Origin of the sequence: Haloarcula sp. CBA1115, assembly GCF_000827835.1 — an archaeon.
GTDB lineage: Archaea > Halobacteriota > Halobacteria > Halobacteriales > Haloarculaceae > Haloarcula > Haloarcula hispanica.
Map to the genome: position 1 here is coordinate 1,128,628 of NZ_CP010529.1, position 16,001 is coordinate 1,144,628.

Genomic DNA, 16,001 nt, shown 5'->3' on the forward strand with positions numbered 1-16,001 from the left:
TCGGACACTAGGGACAGCCAACAGTATGACCGAACCTGTCACACAACGTTTATTCAGTGGTCGGCCTACGCCGTAAGTATGGACATCGCGTTGCTTGGCGGTACTGGAGACATCGGCCAAGGTCTCGCCCTCCGCTGGGCTGACGACACCAACCACACGATCATCATCGGCTCCCGGAAAGCCCAGAAGGCGGCGAACAAAGCGGAGGAGTACGAGACAGAACTGGCCAGCCGCGGCCACGACGACGTGGCAATCGCTGGCCTGGGTAACGAGGACGCCGCCGCCCGCGCCGACGTCGTCGTCGCCGCCGTCCCCGCCTACCACCTCACGGACACCATCGACGCCGTCGCCGACGAACTCGACGACACCACGCTCGTGTCCCCCGCCGTCGGGATGCAACGCGACGAGGACGGCTTCCACTACAACCGCCCCGGTGCCGGCAGCGTCACGCAACTGGCCGCCAACGCCGCCCCCGACGACACCCCCGTCGTGGGTGCCTTCCACAACCTCGCAGCCGGCCGCCTCGCCAACCTCGACGCCGATCTGGACTGGGACACCATCGTCGTCGGCGACGACACCGACGCCAAGGACACCGTCTGTGAACTCGCCGAAGGCATCGAGGGGCTGCGTGCGCTGGACGGCGGCCCGCTCGCCAACGCCGCCGAAATCGAGGGACTGACGCCGTTGCTCATCAACGTCGCCCGCCACAACGACGGTCTGCACGACCTCGGCGTGCGGTTCCAATAGTACCTTTTTACGTCACCCCCTCTCCTCGCGCGCTCGCAGAGCGCGCTGTGGGGAGCGGGTTCGCAAAAATCTACGCTAAAAACGACCTTCTCGCTCCCGCTGGTCGCGAGAAGTGAAACCGCTCGCCGCTGGCGAGCGGTATGCTTTACTGCACTCACTCGGCCACCGCAACGACGGCGCTACTGCTACTCCTGTTCCAGCGGCAGCCCTGCCCTTCCCCGACGCCAGCGACGAGACGCTGGCGCGGCCCGCGGCTGGTCGCGCAGTTGATTATCAAATACCTCAAGATAGGCGTCAACTACTTGCGTACTCTATCCCTGATAGCAAAGAATGGAGATGGAAGACTCGCTCTCAATACTCCATGTCGACGATGACGCGGCGTTGGGAGCCCTCGTCGAAACGTATCTCGAACGAGAAGACAGCGGCCTTGACTGTACTGTCACGACGGAGACGAATCCCAAGAACGCTCTCACGATGATTCGGTCTTCGGAGACGAATTTCGACTGTGTCGTCAGCGATTACAGCATGCCGGAGATGAACGGCATCGACTTCCTCGAAGCCATCCGGGAGACCCACCAGAAACTGCCGGTGTTGCTGTTCTCCGGGGAGGAGACCGGCGACGTCGCCGCCGAGATCATCCAGGCCGGCGTCACCGACTACCTCAAGAAGTCCGTCGGGACGGACCAGTACACGTCGCTCATCCGCCGGGTCGAACACGCCGTCGACTCGGACGGCAGCTTCGAGACGGGCAGCGAAGTCAAACTCAGCGGTGTCGGCGTTATCGGCTCGGACGAACGCTTCGAGCGAGTCGACGAGACCTACGCCTCGTTTTACGGCTACGAGTCGGAGGAACTCGTCGGCAAGCACTGGTCGGAACTCCACCCGAGCAACGAGGTCCAGCACATCAGAACGCACGTCATCCCCGTCGTCCAACGCGGCGGGAAGTGGACCGGCCAGAGCAAAGGGCTGCGGGCCGACGAGACCACCTTCACCGAATCGAAGATGGTGACGGCACTCGACGGCGGCCGAATGCTCATCGCCGTCGACGAAATCGACGATTCGGGGCTGGCCGAACGGGAGTGAGCTAGCGGTCGCTATCGGCTGACGTGACGAACCGCAAAAACGACTGCGTTACGCCGAGGCCTGCTGCAGCGCGTCGTCGATGTCGTCGGCCTGCGTGACGCCGACGAAGCGCTCGACGATGCCGTCGTCGTTCTCGATGATGAGCGTCGGGAGGGAGCGCACCTGGTACTCGTTGGCAACGTCCTGTTCCTCGTCGACGTTGATCTTCTCGAACTCGACGTCCGTCCAGTCCTCCTCGAGGTCTTCGAGGATCGGGTCCTGCGTTTTGCAAGGGCCGCACCAGTCCGCGTAGAAGTCCTTCAGTGTAACCGTCATAGTACTCTGTTCGTGTTAGCCCGCGGTATCTGATAAGGGTTATCCATGTGTACCGGAGGCACGCAATCGCGGGCGACCCGAAAGGCTTAGTGTTGGTGATACACCACCCTGAAGTATGAGTGGCAGCGACGGCGGCGGACTGATGTCCAGTGCGGGACTGGTCCGATATTTCGACGCCGAAGACCAGAACACGATCCGTATCGACCCTCGAACAATCGTCGCGACCGGCGTCATGTTCGGGCTGTTGATGCTCGTGCTGAACGCGATGATCGTGTAGGCGATTCCGCACTGTTTTCCTCTCCCCGCCACTGACTCGCGGGTATGCACTTCACGCAACGCGAACAGCAGGCGCTCCGCGATGCTGGCGTTGAGCAAGCGACCATCGAAGCGGCCTCCGACGCGGTGGTCGAAGCCACCGACGACGCGGCCGGAGAACTGGAAGCCTTCTTCGACGGCCGCGAGACGGTGTACTCCGATATGGATATCGCTCACAGTTCCAGCGAGATTCAGGAACACACCGTCGAATACTGCGACCTGTTCACCCACGCCGACGATATCCGGGGATATCTGCGCTTCGACACTTGGGGCGTCCCGGTCGAGGGCGGACGCGTTCTGAGCGACGAGAAAGTAGAGCTCTCGCTGGGGCCGACAGTCCACGGACGGGTCCGCTTTGCCGCCGACGAGGACGCGCTATGACCGTCCGGGTCAGGGGCATCTACGCAACGGCGCTGACCCAGTTACTGCGCGAGGCGGACCACGAGGTCGTCCAGGCATCGGGTCCTATCGAGGACCGCTTCGACGGCGAGTTCGCCGACGAGCGGGCGGCGGTCACCGTGGTGACGACGGACGACCAGCAGGGCGTCGGCGTCGTGGGGGACCGCGACGTTGCCGAAACAGTCACCGACCGCCTGACTGAAATCGGTCGGGACACGCTCCGCTGGGACGACCCGACGCCCGAGGGCGCTATTTACGCCGGCACGGTAACGGAGACGCTGGGGAGCGGCGCTGTTGTCGACCTCGGCGACGGCGAGGGCTTTCTCCCGTACTCGTCCTCGGATGAACGCGTCGCGACGGGCGATACCCTCCGGGTGCAGGTCGTCGAGGCGAGCGCGCCGTGGACGAACGGCCGCCCCGTGCTGGACACCACCGTCGCGGTTCGCGGGTCGCTCCTCTCGCTCGTGCGCGGCGGGACCGCCAACAGGTCGGGGACCGGTGGCCCAGCGATGCTAGACGTCATCGCCGCGGAGCCCCGGGACGGCTGGGGCGTCTCGTGGGCGTCGGCGAGCGAGGACGCGAGCTTCGACGCGCTGGCCGAGGCCCTCGACGCCGCCAACGACCGCGCGGCGACCGTCGACGACGCGCTTGCGGGAGCCGACGCCCCCGAGGACTGCGCCCCCACCCGCTACGGCACGGGGCTGGCGACGACGTGGCTGTGGTTCGGCCGCGAGAGCCGGTTCGCGCTCGACGAGGTCCGCCGCGAAGTGACAGCAACCATGCCGGGCCACCACCGGGTGAAGGCGGGCGACCGCGCGGCCAGCGCCGCTGTGGACTACGTCGAAGCGCTGTGTGACGACCCCGAAACCGGCGAGACGGACTTCCCCTTCACCGTAACGACCCGGCAGTTCGGCCCGCAGGTCGGCGGGTCGCTGTCGCTGGGTCACGGCAAGCCCGACGGCCGACTCATCACGCTAGGCAATGGCGAGGTCCAGTCCGTCGATGACGACGGAACGGTGACCATCGAGCGCGAGATGAGTCCCGGCGGCACCTACGACGCACTGGGCGTCCCGAAGGAGGCCGGCGACATCGCTGAAACGAAGGTTAAGGAGGGGCGCTGGTGGTATCCGACGGTGTACCGCGACAGCGACGGCGAAAAGAAGGGTACCTACGTCAACGTCTGCACGCCCGTCGAGGTTTTCCCCGACACCGCCCGGTACGTGGACCTCCACGTCGACGTGGTGAAACACGCCGACGGCACCGTCGAGCGGGTCGACGACGACGAACTCGACGCGGCCGTCGAGCGGGGACACATCTCCGAACCGCTGGCCGAGCGCGCCCGGAGTGTCGCCGCCGCTGTCAAGAGCGCACTGGAGTGACGCAACGGGGCTCAATCAGGCGGGCGAGGTCAGTCTTGCCGGCGTCGGGCGCGCCAGGCTGCCAGCCCGACCGCTGCAACCGCCGACCCGACGCCGAAGCCGGGCCGCCGACCCCGAGGGAGGTGCCATCAGTGCTGTTAGCGCCGCCGCCCTCGTCGCCCGTGGCCGACGGGTCCGCTGTCGGCGTCCGTATCCGCGGGTCCGGGAACGTGTACAGTCCGGGCTGGACCTCCGTCCCCTGGCTCGCGTTCGTGCTTCCGGCGACGAAACAGCCGGCGGCCCGCTGTGCGGTCCAGAACGAGGTCGCTTCGGTGTCGCGCCACTCGAAGGCGAGTTCCGGAGCGGTCGGGTCCGTCAGGTCGTGGACACGGACGCCGCCGTTGTACCACGCGGAGTAACAGCGGTTGTCGGTCAGTTCGAAGTTGTGTGCCGTCGTGAGGATGCCCCCCGGCGACGGGTCCGAGGTCGGCGGCGGGTCGAGCGTGGACAGCAGTTCGGCGTCGGTCGGGTCGCTGATGTCGTACAGGTCGATGCCGCTGGGGCCGCCGCTGTCGTCGTCCGCGAGGTCCCATGATTCGCCGCCGACGCCCAGCAGCGACGCGTCCTCATTGACCGTCACGAAGTGGTCGTTGCCCGGCGGTTCGCTCCGCTCGGTCCCGGGGTCCTCGATGGCGGCGAGGTCTTCGGGGGAGCGCCCGCGGACCTTCGAGACGAGCGAGATGTCGCTCGGGTCGGATACGTCCACGACCCACGTCCCGCCGTCCCAGTACGCCAAGTAGGCCCGGTCGTCCTCCACCCAGACATCGTGCAGCGGCCAGAGACTCGTCGGCACGTCGGTCCAGGCGTCGCCGGCATCAAGCAGCGACCACTCGCCGACTTCCTCTTCGGCTTCGATATCGGCCACGAGCAAGGGGTTGCCGTCGCGGTCGTTCGCGGTCAGATAGGCGTAGCGGCCGTCAAAGTGACAGTTGTGGACCCGTGTGTCCAGTTCGAGGCCCGCGATTCGCTCCGGAGCCTGCCGGTCGCTCACGTCGAAGACGACGAAACCGTGAGCGCCGTCGGCGGGGTGAGCGGGACCGGCGGCCAGCAGCCGTGAGCCGCTGACAGCGAGGTCCTGTACACGCTGTATTGGCCCGTCATCGCTCTCGGCCAGCAGGTCGGTCCGTCGGCTGAGCAGTCGCGGACTGGTCGGCGTGACGAGGTCGACGAGCGCGATGCCGTCCCCCGTCGCGACGTAGGCCGTGTGTCCGTCGAGGCTGGTAACGACCTCGTACACCGTCTCCATCTCTAGCACGCCCAGCGGGTCCTCGCCAGTCGGGGTGTCGGAGGCCGCTGGCTCGGCTGTCCCATCTCCGGTCGGCATCGGATGGCCGCGGGTCGTCCCCGTAGCGAGGCCGACACCTGTGCCTGCGAGGGCGAGTCGTCGGAGGACCGTCCGGCGGCGCATAGCCGTCCATGCGGGAGCCAGGGCAAGAAGGATTCCGGTGAGGGGTCAGTTCCCCTGAATCGCGTCGATAACCATCGCCGCGGCAATGATCGGCTCCTTCGGAACCGTGCTGGCGTCGTCGATAGTAATCTCGTAGCGGTCTTTCAGCGAGAACTGCCCGTCGATGTTGCCGACGTGGTTGCCGTCCTGATCGCTGATCTCGTACTTGTGGGGAATCCAGCCGCCGAAGGGGACGACGTTGCGAGCGATGGTCACGAGCGCGCCCTGTGAGGTGATCTCGGCGATCTTCGCCTCGGTACTGGCGTCCCGAATCTTCCACGTATCTTGGAAGATGGAGTAGTCGTTGTCGAGGATGACGATGTCTTCGTCGGTCTTGGAATCGGTCAGGACGTAGTTGCCGGCCACGTCGATGATGCCGCCGGCCTTGACCTGGAACACCTCGTTGTCGTTTGCGTCGACGAACGGGAACTCCTCTTTCATCTTCATCATCTTCTGTTTCCCGCGGAGGACGACGTTCCCGGCGGCGTCCATGGCTTTGTACTTGTTGCGGACCAGACTCTGTTCGACTGTGTAGCTGTCGTCGGAGAGGTCGATCCCCTTGATGTCGTAGTCGCTCGTTCCCATACCAATCTCATATTCGATATTCGTGGTAAATCTTTCGACGTACTGATCAAAATAAAAACAGTCACGCGCCTGAAGTCGTCCGCCGAGGCCCGAACCGACAGGGTTTCCCCCCTGCCGGCCAAGTAAAATCCAAGATGAGCAAGGATATAATCGAGGTCCGGGGGGCCGAGGAACACAACCTCAAGGACGTCGACGTGGAGATCCCCCGCGAGGAACTGACAGTCGTCACCGGGCTGTCGGGGTCGGGCAAATCCTCGCTCGCATTCGAGACGGTGTACGCCGAGGGCCAGCGGCGCTACATCGAATCGCTCTCCGCCTACGCACGGAACTTCCTGGGGCAGATGGACAAGCCACAGGTCGAGAACGTCGAGGGCCTGTCACCGGCCATCTCTATCGACCAGAAGAACGCGGCCAACAACCCCCGCTCGACGGTCGGGACCGTCACTGAACTGCACGACTACCTCCGTTTGCTGTACGCTCGGGTCGGCACGCCACACTGTCCGGAGTGTGGCCGTGAAGTCGGTGAGCAGTCCGCACAGAACATGGTCTCGCGGATTCTGGAACTCCCCGAGGGGACCCGCGCCAAGCTGTGTGCGCCGGTCGTCCGCGACCAGAAGGGGGCCTTCGAGGACCTGTTCGACGACCTCGTGAGCGAGGGGTACAGCCGCGTCGAGGTCGACAGCGAGGAGTTCGACCTCACGATGGACCGCCCCGACCTGGACGAGAACTACGACCACACGGTGGACGTGGTCGTGGACCGCGTGAAGATATCGCCGGACGCCCGCTCGCGCATCACCGACTCCGTCGAGACGGCACTCGAAGAGGCCGACGGGACGCTGAAGGTCATCCTGCCGGACCCGCCCGAGGGCGCGGCGGAGGCGCTCGGCGGGTCGGATGCCAGGGCGACCGGCGACCTCGCCGACGGGGAGGAGGACGGCGACGGAACCGCCGCGGGCCGCCTCGTCGTCGAACTCTCCGAGGATCTGGCCTGTACCCACTGCGGCATCGACATCTCCGAAATCGAGACGCGGTCGTTCTCGTTCAACTCACCCCATGGAGCCTGCCCGGAGTGTGAGGGGCTGGGCGAGACCAAGGAGGTCAGCGAGGATCTGGTCATCACCGACCCATCGAAGCCGCTCAAGCACGTCTTCGAGCCCTGGAGCTACGACCGGACGTACTACTCACGGCAACTGGACAACGTCGCCGGGCACTTCGGCGTGGACCTTTCGACGCCGTTCGAGGAACTCGACGAATCCATCCAGCGGCAGTTCCTCTACGGGACCGACAGCCGTGTCCACTTCGAGTGGCGGACCAAGAACGGCACCCGAGAGAAGACCGAGCGCTTCGAGGGCGTCATCCCGAACCTGGAGCGGCGACACGTCGAGACGGACTCGGACCGCGCTCGCGAGCACATCGAGGAGTTCATGGCGACCACGACGTGCCCGGCCTGTGAAGGGACGCGGCTCAAAGCCGAATCGCGGGCGGTGCTCGTCGACGGCACCTCGATCACCGAGGTAAACGAGATGTCCATCAGCGACGCGCTGGCCCACTTCGAGGGGATGGAGGAGTACCTGTCCGCTCGGGACCGGAAAATCGCCGAGGAGATTCTGAAGGAGATTCGGGCCCGGCTTGGCTTCATGACCGAGGTGGGTCTGGACTACCTGACGCTGGACCGGGAGGCCTCGACGCTCTCTGGTGGTGAGAGCCAGCGCATCCGGCTGGCAACGCAGATCGGCAGCGGCCTCGTCGGCGTCCTCTACGTCCTTGACGAACCCTCCATCGGCCTCCACCAGCGGGACAACGACCGCCTGCTGAACACGCTGGAGGAACTGCGGGACCTCGGGAACACGCTGCTGGTCGTCGAACACGACACCGAGACGATGCGCCGGGCCGACCAGATAATCGACATGGGTCCCGGCCCGGGCAAGCGCGGCGGCGAGGTCGTCGTCAACGGCCCGATGGAGGAGGTCATCGACACCGAGGCGTCGGTGACCGGGGAGTACCTCTCGGGCGAGCGGACGATTCCGGTGCCCGACAGCCGCCGCGAGGCCGACGACGAACTCACGGTCCGGGGCGCTCGCCAGCACAATCTCGCGGACCTCGACGTGTCCATCCCGCTGGGGACCTTCACCGCCATCACAGGCGTCTCCGGCTCCGGGAAGTCGACGCTGATGCACGACGTGCTGTACAAAGGGCTGGTCCGTCGGATGAACGACACCGACGTGAACCCCGGCGAGCACGACGCCATCGACGGCCTCGACAACGTCGAGACGGTGCGGCTCATCGACCAGTCGCCCATCGGTCGCACCCCCCGGTCGAACCCAGCGACGTACACCAACGTCTTCGATCACATTCGCGAGCTGTTCGCCGAAACGAACCTGGCGAAACAGCGCGGCTACGAGAAAGGCCGGTTCTCGTTCAACGTCAAGGGCGGCCGCTGTGAGGGGTGTGGCGGCCAGGGGACGGTCACCATCGACATGAACTTCCTCTCTGACGTGACGGTCCCCTGCGAGGAGTGTGGCGGCGCGCGCTACAACGACGAGACGCTGGACGTGACCTACAAGGGCGCGACCATCGCCGACGTGCTGGAGATGACCGTCGAGGAGGCCTACGACTTCTTCGAGAGCCATTCGGGGATTCGCCGCCGGCTGGAGCTCCTGAAGGACGTGGGCCTGGATTACATGCGCCTCGGTCAGCCCTCGACCACCCTCTCGGGCGGGGAGGCCCAGCGGGTGAAACTCGCCGAGGAACTCGGCAAGAAGGATTCGGGCGAGACGCTGTACCTGCTTGACGAACCCACGACCGGGCTCCACCCCGAGGACGAGCGCAAGCTCATCGACGTGCTCCACCGGCTCACCGACGACGGCAACACGGTGGTCGTCATCGAGCACGAACTCGACCTGGTGAAAAACGCCGACCACATCATCGACCTCGGGCCGGAGGGCGGCGAGAACGGCGGCGAACTCGTCGCCGAGGGCACCCCGGAGGACGTGGCCCGGACCGACGCGTCCTACACCGGGCAGTACCTCCGTGACCTGCTGCCGAACGTCGACCTAGAGGGGCCGCGAGCAGACCGCGAGCTATCGGCCGAACAGCCGGCTGCGGACGACGACTAATCGGCCGCGTCGTCGATCAATCGCTCCGCTCGCCTCACGAGACTCGCACTGAGGCGGGCTCCGACTTCATCCATCGCATAGAGCGTCTCCTTTGCGGCGTCCGGATCAATATCCCCGGTTTCCACGGCACGGACGAGTACACCGATTGTCCCCGAAACTGGTAGCCATATTGACTTACAAGCATTCCGGAGCGGTTTGTCATCGGTGATGACGACACACTCGTCCGCAAGTCGAGCGCCGGTGAGCAGTGCAACATCGCCGTCGACGATCATTGGAACTTTTCTTTCGGTATCAATTACTGACCCAGGATCGTTCCCGAGTCGAGCTGCTGAATCGGAAACGAGTTCATCTTGATCTTCCTCTCCGGCCCAGGCGAGAATATTAGTTTGAACGATACTCCCTTCATCTATGCAGGTGTCGAGTGCTGATTTAGCAGGCTCTTTCGAGATCTCGAATTTTACCGCCCGAGGGACGGCCAATCCGCCACGCACGGAATCGAGTAAATCAATCGACCCGGTTTCAGCTAATGTAATAATAACGCTCGCATCAAGAAGTACGACCCGCCCGTTCCAGGTCATCGAAGTGCGTCTACGTCGTCGGCCAGATCGACCTCGTCGTAGTTCGACAGAACTCCGCGGTCGTTCGCTTCAGCCATCATCTCCGCGATGGTGAGCCCTGCCAACTCCGCCGCACCGCGCATCCCGACCGCTCCGTCCTGATAGCGCTGGAGGGCGACCCGAACGAGTTCCTCGCGAGCGCCTTGCCGGATCGCCTGTCGGATCGCGTCGCTCCGACTCTCTCCTTTCGCCTCAGCGAGACGCGCCACCAGATCGAGTTCCGTATCGCTCATTCGAGTAGTGACGTTCTCCATGCGAAATGCAACGTATTGCATCGTATTAAGCGTGCGGTCATACCTGAGAGTGATGCCGTGTTCCGGGATAAATCTCCGCACCCGCCACCAACGTTTTAGTCGACGGCGAAACCTGATATAGCCAGCTATGGCGCAGTCGACAGCGGACCGCATCGAGCGGAAACGGGGTATCGGTGGGCTGGCGAAGCAAGCGAACCCGGCCTTTGCCGTGGGCGCAGTCGCAGTCCCGCTCATTGCGTTTGCGGGGGCCGTCGCCAGCGGCAACATCCGGGCGCTAACCTACGTACATGTGATGGCTGGGGTGCTGTGGACCGGCATCGACCTGTTCATGGGGCTCGTGTTGGGGCCGGTGCTCGGCGGCCAGGAACCAGAGGCGCGGGCCGACTTCTTCGCCTCGTTCACGCCCAAGATGACGTTCCTGATGCCGTCGCTGGCGACGGTGACTATCAGCGGCGGCATCCTGCTGGCGCTCCGCCTCGGGAAGTTCCCCAACGCCGACCCGTGGTTGGCGCTGCTGACCGCCGCGACGCTGCTTCCGGTCGTCCTCCTCATCGGCTACCAGTTCGACGCGCTGACCGACCCGAAGACGCTGGGCGTCCTCGGCGTCGCCGTCGTTGGTTCCGGCGCGTATCTGGCGGCCACGCTGCCGGCCTTCGCGATGACCTCGTGGTGGATCGTCGCCACGCTCGGTATCGTGACGCTGCTGTCCGTGCAGGGCTTCGGGGTCATCCTGCCCGGCGAGGTCCGCATCTACCGGCAGGTCGTCTCAGAGAACCCGGACGTGGACCTGGTCTCCGAGATCGGGATGCGAAACGCCAGGCTCGGGGGCCTGCAGGGGCTGCTGCAACTGGCAATCGTGTTCGTGATGGTCGGCCTGCGCTGGTGGACGCCGTAGTCTGTGGGTACCGCCCATCGGGGGCGACAGGAACAGTCATCCTTACCACATACGCTCTCGTGTCGGCAGAACAACTACAATCTAGCCGGAGTTAGCACACGTCGTATGTCCGACCCTGAAAGCGGTGCGACGGACCCCGAAACGGTACTGGAGGAACTCGCCAGACTCCCGACGCTGGCCCATCCGACGGCGTCCCCCAACGGCGACGAAGTGGCCTTCTACTACGACGTGAGCGGGCGCAACGAGCTTCACGTCCTTGACGTCGAGAGCGGCACCCACGAGCAGTGGAGCGACGGCGAAGTTCCCCGGAACGCCCGCTGGCACGTCGAGTGGGGAGCCGACGGGGAGCGGGTGTTCTTCCACCTCGACGACGACGGCAACGAACAGAACGACGTGTACGCCATCGAGCGCGACGGGTCGGTCGAGGCAGTCGTCGAGATGGACGGGCAGGTGGTGATACAGGACGTCGGCAGGGACGGTGAGGCCCTGCTGGTCGGGTCGACACGCGACGGCCAGATGAACCTCTACAGCCACGACCTCGGGAGCGGCGAGACGGCGAAGCTGACCGATTACGACCGCGCGGTTCACACGGGCATCCTCTCACCCGACGGCTCGCAGCTGGCATACACGACCAACGAGACCGACGACTTCGACAACATGGACGTGTACGTCAGCGACGCTGACGGGGCAAACCCGAAGCCCCTCGAAATCGGTGTCACCGGCGCGGAAGCCGCCCCAGCCGACTGGGGACCCGACGGCGACCGCCTGCTGGTCGTGGACAACAGCGAGGACCTGTCCCGGAGCGGTGTCTACGACCTGGCGACGGACGAGGTAACGTGGTTCGGCGGCGAGTACGAGGAGGAGCCACAGGCGCTCCTGCCCGACGGCGAGCGGTTCTTGGCCGTTCGGACCCGCGAGGCCACGAAGGTGCCCGTCGTGTACGCCATCGAATCCGGCGAGGAGCGCGAACTCGACCTGCCAGAGGGCGTCGCCTCCTTCGGCATGATGGGCGGCGACCCGGTGCTTTCCGGGGACCGCCTGCTGGCGCTACACACGACGCCGACGCGCCGCCCCGAACTGCTCGCCTACGACCTCGACACCGACGAGACAGAGGCGCTGGTCGAAGCCGAGTACGGCCCGTTCTCACCTGACGACTTCGCCGACGCGGAGTACTTCACCATCGAGTCCGACGGCGTGCCAGAGACGCGGCAGGCCGCGGTCGAGCACGACCCCTACGACACGCTGGAGATCGGCTGTCTGCTGTACGATTCCGGCGAGCGGCCGTCGCCGCTCATCGTCAATCCTCACGGCGGCCCGCGCTGGGTGGACAGCAAATCCTTCGACCTCTACACGCAGTTCCTCGTCCACCGGGGCTTCTCGGTGTTGCAGGTGAACTACCGGGGCTCGACCGGCCACGGCCGCGAGTTTATCCGCGAACTGTACGACGACTGGGGCGGGGCCGAGCAGGGCGACGTGGCCTCGGCCGCCGAGCACGTCCTCGCGACGTGTGAGTGGGTAGACGAGGACCGCATCGTCGTCTTCGGCGGCTCCTACGGCGGCTACTCGGCGTACTGGCAAATGGTCCAGTACCCTGACCTGTACGACGCCGGCGTCGCCTGGATCGGCCTCACGGACCTCGAAGACCAGTACGAGAACACGATGCCACACTACCGGACTGAGCTCATGGAGAAGAACATGGGCACCCCGGCGGAGAACCCGGAGCTGTACGAGGAGCGGTCGCCCATCACCCACGCCGATAACCTCGACGCCCCGCTGTTCATCGTCCACGGCGTCAACGACCGTCGAGTCCCCGTCTCGCAGGCCCGCCTGTTCCGCGACGCGCTCGAAGTCGCCGGCTACACCGAGGGACCGGACGGCGATTTCGAGTATCGGGAACTCGGCGAGGAGGGCCACGCCTCCTCCGACATCGAGCAGAAAACGCGGCTGTTCCGCCTGCTCGATGGCTTCCTCGACCGCCGGATCGGGACCGAAACGGTCGCCGCCGACGACTAAGCTCGGCGGCTGCTTCGCCGCGCTGTACGTCTTCGCGTTGACGCGGTCGGTCAGTCGCTGACACCGCCAGTGTTCTTGGCTCGGGCGTCGTACAGTCGGCCATGCACACCGCCTACGCTGCGCTCGGTGACCGCGTCCTCGTCGGCGACGGCCACAGCGGCTGGGACGACTGCCTGCTCGGCCACGACGTCGAGTGCGTCGCTGCAGGAGCGGCGGAACCGGACCGTGCCTTCGTGGGCACCGTAGACGCTGGTCTCCAGCGGACGACCGATGGCGGAGCGACGTGGGAGTCGGCCCTTGACGCCGGGGACCGCGTGACGAGCGTCACAGTCAGCCCACACGATGCCGACGTGGTGTGGGCCGGAACGGAGCCGAGCGCGGTCTATCAGTCGACCGACGGTGGAGAGACGTGGACTGAGAAACCCGGGCTGACGGAACTGGACTCGGCTTCGCGGTGGTCGTTCCCGCCGCGGCCCGACACCCACCATGTCCGGTGGATCGCCCTCGCACCGGACGACCCGGAACAGGTGTACGCCGCCATCGAGGCCGGCGCGTTCGTCCGCAGTCCCGACGGCGGCGGGAGGTGGGTCAACCACCCCGAGGGCGCGCGGCGGGACAACCACACGCTGGCGACTCATCCCGATGCCCCGGACCGGGTGTACACCGCCGCCGGCGACGGCTTCGCGCTGTCGACGGACCGCGGGACGACGTGGACGCACCCACAGGAGGGGCTGGGCCATCGGTACGTGTGGGGGCTGGCCGTCCATCCTGACGATCCGGACTGCATCGTCGTCTCGGCCGCCAGCGGCCCCCGGTCGGCCCACAGCACCAGCGGCGAGAGCTACGTCTACCGGTGGGACGGCGACCGGTGGAGACAGTCGATGGACGGCCTGCCGGGACCGGAAGGGCTGGCCCGGCCGGTCCTCGCTGCCGACCCGGACGGCGGCTTCCTCGCGCTGACGAACCACGGCCTGTTCCAGTCAAAGCGCGGGGAGACGTGGACTCGGGAGGGTCCCGACGGCGTGGGCTGGCCGGTCGAGTACGACCAGGTCCCGAGCGGACTGGCCGTCGTGTGAGGGGCGGCCGAGCAAGTGGTCGGCATCAGAGTCCGTCCGCAGCTACGCCAGTCGGACCAAAACGGCACCGAGACCACTCGTCACGGCCGTCGCAACGGTCGCAAGCAGGAGAATCTTCGCCGCTTTTCGCCGGTCGGCGCGAACAGCCTCGCTTGCGTCGACGCGCCCGCTTTCCCCGCCCGACCCGGAGAGGTCGTAGCGGGCGAGTGCCCCGAAGGCGACGCAGAACCGGAAGTAATCCTGCAGCGCGCCGACGTACCCGCCGAAAACGAAGGGGACGGTCGCCCACAGCGACAGGTCGGGTATCGCGCCGAGGGTGGCGGCGAGGGCGATACCGATGGCGACTGCAAACGAAGCAATGGCCGACAGTCGGCGGGCACGGCGCTGGTTCGCCCCGATGTTGCAGACGCCGGGCTGGTACTCTGCCATGGGCGGTGACAGGGGCTACACCGACAAATACGCCCTGCTTCGGCTGGTGACGCGACGGCCGTTTCGGCGGTTGGCCGAGCAACAGGCCCATTCTCGGGTCCCTGCGACGGATAGCTAACCCAGCGGTCGTCCCGAAAACAGGTACAACAGTCCGTCTGAATCGAGAAGCTATTTGGTTCGTGACACCGAGAGAACGTGTATGCACGATGTTGTGGTGGTCGGCGCGGGTCCGGCTGGGTCCCGGTACGCGCGTCAGGCGGCGAGCCGGGGGCTCGACGTGGTGGTGTTCGAACAGGGGGAGATCGGCAAGCCGCTGGCCTGCTCGGGCCATGTGAGTACAGATATCTGGGAGTTCACCGAGGACGCCCGCGACGAACTGTTCCAAAACGAGATCTCCGGCGCGCGGTTCCACACCGGCGGCCCCGGGAGCCAAGACCACCCATTCTACAAGGATGAGGTCATCTCGAACGTCATCGACCGCGTCGGCCTGGACAAGCACCTCGCAGGGTTGGCCCGCGACGCCGGTGCGGACGTTCGAGAAGCACACTCCGTCGTCGGGGTCACCGAGGACAGGGACAGCGTTACCGTGGAGGTCCGCGGCGACGACGGCGTCGAGGCGCACCGAGCGAAAATGGTTGCCGGCTGTGACGGCCCGAAGAGCCGCGTCCGGCGGGAACTGGACCTGCCGGAGCCCGACGAACTGCTGCACGGCGTGCTCGGGTTCAGCGACGAGGTGGACCACACCGACTTCGTCGACGTTCACCTCACAGTCCCGCGCTTTTTCGCCTGGCGCATCCCGCGGGGCGAGGCCGGCGTCGAGTACGGGCTGGCTGTGCCGCCGGGCGACGACGCCCGCGGGCGCTTCGAGGAATTCGTCGACGGCTACGGCGTCGAAACCGACCACCGCTGTTCCGGACTTATCCCCATCGGCCCGCCGAAGCGGGTCACCGGCCGGCGGTCGTTCCTCGTCGGCGACGCCGCCGCCCAGACCAAACCCTTCACCGGCGGCGGTATCCGCTACGGCATGACCGCGGCCGACCACGCGGCCCGGGAAATCGACTCGGAGGACCCGGCGACGCTGGGCGAGTACGAGCGTGCGTGGCGCGACGACCTCCGGCAGGAAATCCGTCTGGGCCACGCGGTCCGGGCGGGCTACTCCGCGCCGGAGCCGATACAGAAAGCCGGGATGAAGGCCTTCGAGGGCGAGATCGGCGTCCACATGGACCGGCCGACGACGCTGTTCTCACGGGAGCAGTTGGCGGCGCTGTTCTCCCGGTCCTGACGGACCTGTT

15 protein-coding genes and 1 pseudogene are annotated in these 16,001 nt (G+C 65.9%); 10 read left to right on the forward strand and 6 right to left on the reverse strand.

Annotation, left to right across the window (positions count from 1 at the left end; all coding sequences use genetic code 11):
- Positions 1-78: 78 nt before the first annotated feature.
- Both npdG and SG26_RS05485 read left to right on the forward strand, forming a co-directional pair.
- On the forward strand, positions 79-747 hold the full coding sequence (gene npdG, locus SG26_RS05480; protein WP_014041271.1) for an NADPH-dependent F420 reductase: 669 nt from the start codon (positions 79-81) through the stop codon (positions 745-747).
- Positions 748-1,077: 330 nt separating this feature from the next.
- On the forward strand, positions 1,078-1,830 hold the full coding sequence (locus tag SG26_RS05485; protein ID WP_050037058.1) for a response regulator: 753 nt from the start codon (positions 1,078-1,080) through the stop codon (positions 1,828-1,830).
- Between the two features lie 48 nt (positions 1,831-1,878).
- Here SG26_RS05485 and SG26_RS05490 read toward each other — a convergent pair whose 3' ends face one another.
- Positions 1,879-2,145, reverse strand: coding sequence for a co-chaperone YbbN (locus tag SG26_RS05490; RefSeq protein WP_008307970.1), 267 nt, complete (start codon positions 2,143-2,145; stop codon positions 1,879-1,881).
- Positions 2,146-2,260: 115 nt separating this feature from the next.
- On the opposite strand from SG26_RS05490, the gene SG26_RS05495 reads away from it, so the two are divergent.
- From SG26_RS05495 to SG26_RS05505, 3 genes are read left to right on the forward strand one after another with little or no spacing between them, the layout of a single operon-like run.
- The gene (locus SG26_RS05495) at positions 2,261-2,422 is read left to right on the forward strand and encodes a preprotein translocase subunit Sec61beta (protein WP_004514908.1); all 162 of its coding nucleotides are present in this window, start codon (positions 2,261-2,263) and stop codon (positions 2,420-2,422) included.
- A 44-nt stretch (positions 2,423-2,466) separates the two neighbouring features.
- Positions 2,467-2,841, forward strand: coding sequence for a hypothetical protein (locus SG26_RS05500; RefSeq protein WP_014041273.1), 375 nt, complete (start codon positions 2,467-2,469; stop codon positions 2,839-2,841).
- Positions 2,838-4,238: a DUF402 domain-containing protein gene (locus tag SG26_RS05505; RefSeq protein ID WP_050037059.1), complete on the forward strand. Its 1,401-nt coding sequence runs from the start codon at positions 2,838-2,840 to the stop codon at positions 4,236-4,238. Before SG26_RS05500 ends, SG26_RS05505 begins: the two co-directional genes overlap by 4 nt.
- A 29-nt stretch (positions 4,239-4,267) precedes the next feature.
- Here SG26_RS05505 and SG26_RS05510 read toward each other — a convergent pair.
- Together SG26_RS05510 and SG26_RS05515 are read right to left on the reverse strand one after the other, a co-directional pair.
- Positions 4,268-5,685: pseudogene (locus SG26_RS05510) on the reverse strand (LVIVD repeat-containing protein).
- Between the two features lie 45 nt (positions 5,686-5,730).
- Positions 5,731-6,309 (reverse strand): LURP-one-related/scramblase family protein, encoded by a 579-nt coding sequence (locus SG26_RS05515; RefSeq protein ID WP_050037060.1) that lies wholly within the window; start codon positions 6,307-6,309, stop codon positions 5,731-5,733.
- Between the two features lie 134 nt (positions 6,310-6,443).
- On the opposite strand from SG26_RS05515, the gene uvrA reads away from it, so the two are divergent.
- The gene (uvrA, locus tag SG26_RS05520; RefSeq protein WP_050037061.1) at positions 6,444-9,425 is read left to right on the forward strand and encodes an excinuclease ABC subunit UvrA; all 2,982 of its coding nucleotides are present in this window, start codon (positions 6,444-6,446) and stop codon (positions 9,423-9,425) included.
- Here uvrA and SG26_RS20700 read toward each other — a convergent pair.
- On the reverse strand, positions 9,422-10,003 hold the full coding sequence (locus SG26_RS20700) for a DUF3368 domain-containing protein (RefSeq protein ID WP_064288737.1): 582 nt from the start codon (positions 10,001-10,003) through the stop codon (positions 9,422-9,424). The two genes, uvrA and SG26_RS20700, sit on opposite strands and share 4 nt — an antisense overlap.
- Positions 10,000-10,296, reverse strand: a complete 297-nt coding sequence (locus SG26_RS05530; RefSeq protein WP_050007252.1) for a UPF0175 family protein — start codon at positions 10,294-10,296, stop codon at positions 10,000-10,002. The genes SG26_RS20700 and SG26_RS05530 overlap by 4 nt, the downstream gene beginning before the upstream one ends.
- A 127-nt stretch (positions 10,297-10,423) precedes the next feature.
- Between SG26_RS05530 and SG26_RS05535 the strand changes: the two genes are divergently transcribed.
- From SG26_RS05535 to SG26_RS05545, 3 genes are all read left to right on the forward strand, one after another.
- Positions 10,424-11,191: a hypothetical protein gene (locus SG26_RS05535; RefSeq protein WP_050037063.1), complete on the forward strand. Its 768-nt coding sequence runs from the start codon at positions 10,424-10,426 to the stop codon at positions 11,189-11,191.
- A 105-nt stretch (positions 11,192-11,296) separates the two neighbouring features.
- On the forward strand, positions 11,297-13,204 hold the full coding sequence (locus SG26_RS05540) for a prolyl oligopeptidase family serine peptidase (protein WP_050037064.1): 1,908 nt from the start codon (positions 11,297-11,299) through the stop codon (positions 13,202-13,204).
- Positions 13,205-13,305: 101 nt separating this feature from the next.
- Positions 13,306-14,280, forward strand: a complete 975-nt coding sequence (locus SG26_RS05545; protein WP_050037065.1) for a hypothetical protein — start codon at positions 13,306-13,308, stop codon at positions 14,278-14,280.
- A gap of 42 nt (positions 14,281-14,322) precedes the next feature.
- Here SG26_RS05545 and SG26_RS05550 read toward each other — a convergent pair whose 3' ends face one another.
- Positions 14,323-14,709, reverse strand: coding sequence for a hypothetical protein (locus tag SG26_RS05550; RefSeq protein ID WP_050007253.1), 387 nt, complete (start codon positions 14,707-14,709; stop codon positions 14,323-14,325).
- A 199-nt stretch (positions 14,710-14,908) separates the two neighbouring features.
- Between SG26_RS05550 and SG26_RS05555 the strand changes: the two genes are divergently transcribed.
- Positions 14,909-15,991: a geranylgeranyl reductase family protein gene (locus tag SG26_RS05555; protein WP_050037066.1), complete on the forward strand. Its 1,083-nt coding sequence runs from the start codon at positions 14,909-14,911 to the stop codon at positions 15,989-15,991.
- Positions 15,992-16,001: the final 10 nt, after the last annotated feature.

Excerpts from the sequence above, each read along its gene's own strand:
- SG26_RS20700 (WP_064288737.1), bottom strand. The coding sequence starts at position 10,003 with ATGACCTGGAACGGGCGGGTCGTACTTCTTGATGCGAGCGTTATTATT.
- SG26_RS05555 (WP_050037066.1), top strand. The coding sequence starts at position 14,909 with ATGCACGATGTTGTGGTGGTCGGCGCGGGTCCGGCTGGGTCCCGGTAC.
- SG26_RS05515 (WP_050037060.1), bottom strand. The coding sequence starts at position 6,309 with ATGGGAACGAGCGACTACGACATCAAGGGGATCGACCTCTCCGACGAC.
- SG26_RS05505 (WP_050037059.1), top strand. The coding sequence starts at position 2,838 with ATGACCGTCCGGGTCAGGGGCATCTACGCAACGGCGCTGACCCAGTTA.
- SG26_RS05535 (WP_050037063.1), top strand. The coding sequence starts at position 10,424 with ATGGCGCAGTCGACAGCGGACCGCATCGAGCGGAAACGGGGTATCGGT.
- SG26_RS05540 (WP_050037064.1), top strand. The coding sequence starts at position 11,297 with ATGTCCGACCCTGAAAGCGGTGCGACGGACCCCGAAACGGTACTGGAG.
- SG26_RS05530 (WP_050007252.1), bottom strand. The coding sequence starts at position 10,296 with ATGGAGAACGTCACTACTCGAATGAGCGATACGGAACTCGATCTGGTG.
- npdG (WP_014041271.1), top strand. The coding sequence starts at position 79 with ATGGACATCGCGTTGCTTGGCGGTACTGGAGACATCGGCCAAGGTCTC.
- SG26_RS05545 (WP_050037065.1), top strand. The coding sequence starts at position 13,306 with ATGCACACCGCCTACGCTGCGCTCGGTGACCGCGTCCTCGTCGGCGAC.
- SG26_RS05490 (WP_008307970.1), bottom strand. The coding sequence starts at position 2,145 with ATGACGGTTACACTGAAGGACTTCTACGCGGACTGGTGCGGCCCTTGC.
- SG26_RS05550 (WP_050007253.1), bottom strand. The coding sequence starts at position 14,709 with ATGGCAGAGTACCAGCCCGGCGTCTGCAACATCGGGGCGAACCAGCGC.
- uvrA (WP_050037061.1), top strand. The coding sequence starts at position 6,444 with ATGAGCAAGGATATAATCGAGGTCCGGGGGGCCGAGGAACACAACCTC.
- SG26_RS05485 (WP_050037058.1), top strand. The coding sequence starts at position 1,078 with ATGGAGATGGAAGACTCGCTCTCAATACTCCATGTCGACGATGACGCG.
- SG26_RS05500 (WP_014041273.1), top strand. The coding sequence starts at position 2,467 with ATGCACTTCACGCAACGCGAACAGCAGGCGCTCCGCGATGCTGGCGTT.
- SG26_RS05495 (WP_004514908.1), top strand. The coding sequence starts at position 2,261 with ATGAGTGGCAGCGACGGCGGCGGACTGATGTCCAGTGCGGGACTGGTC.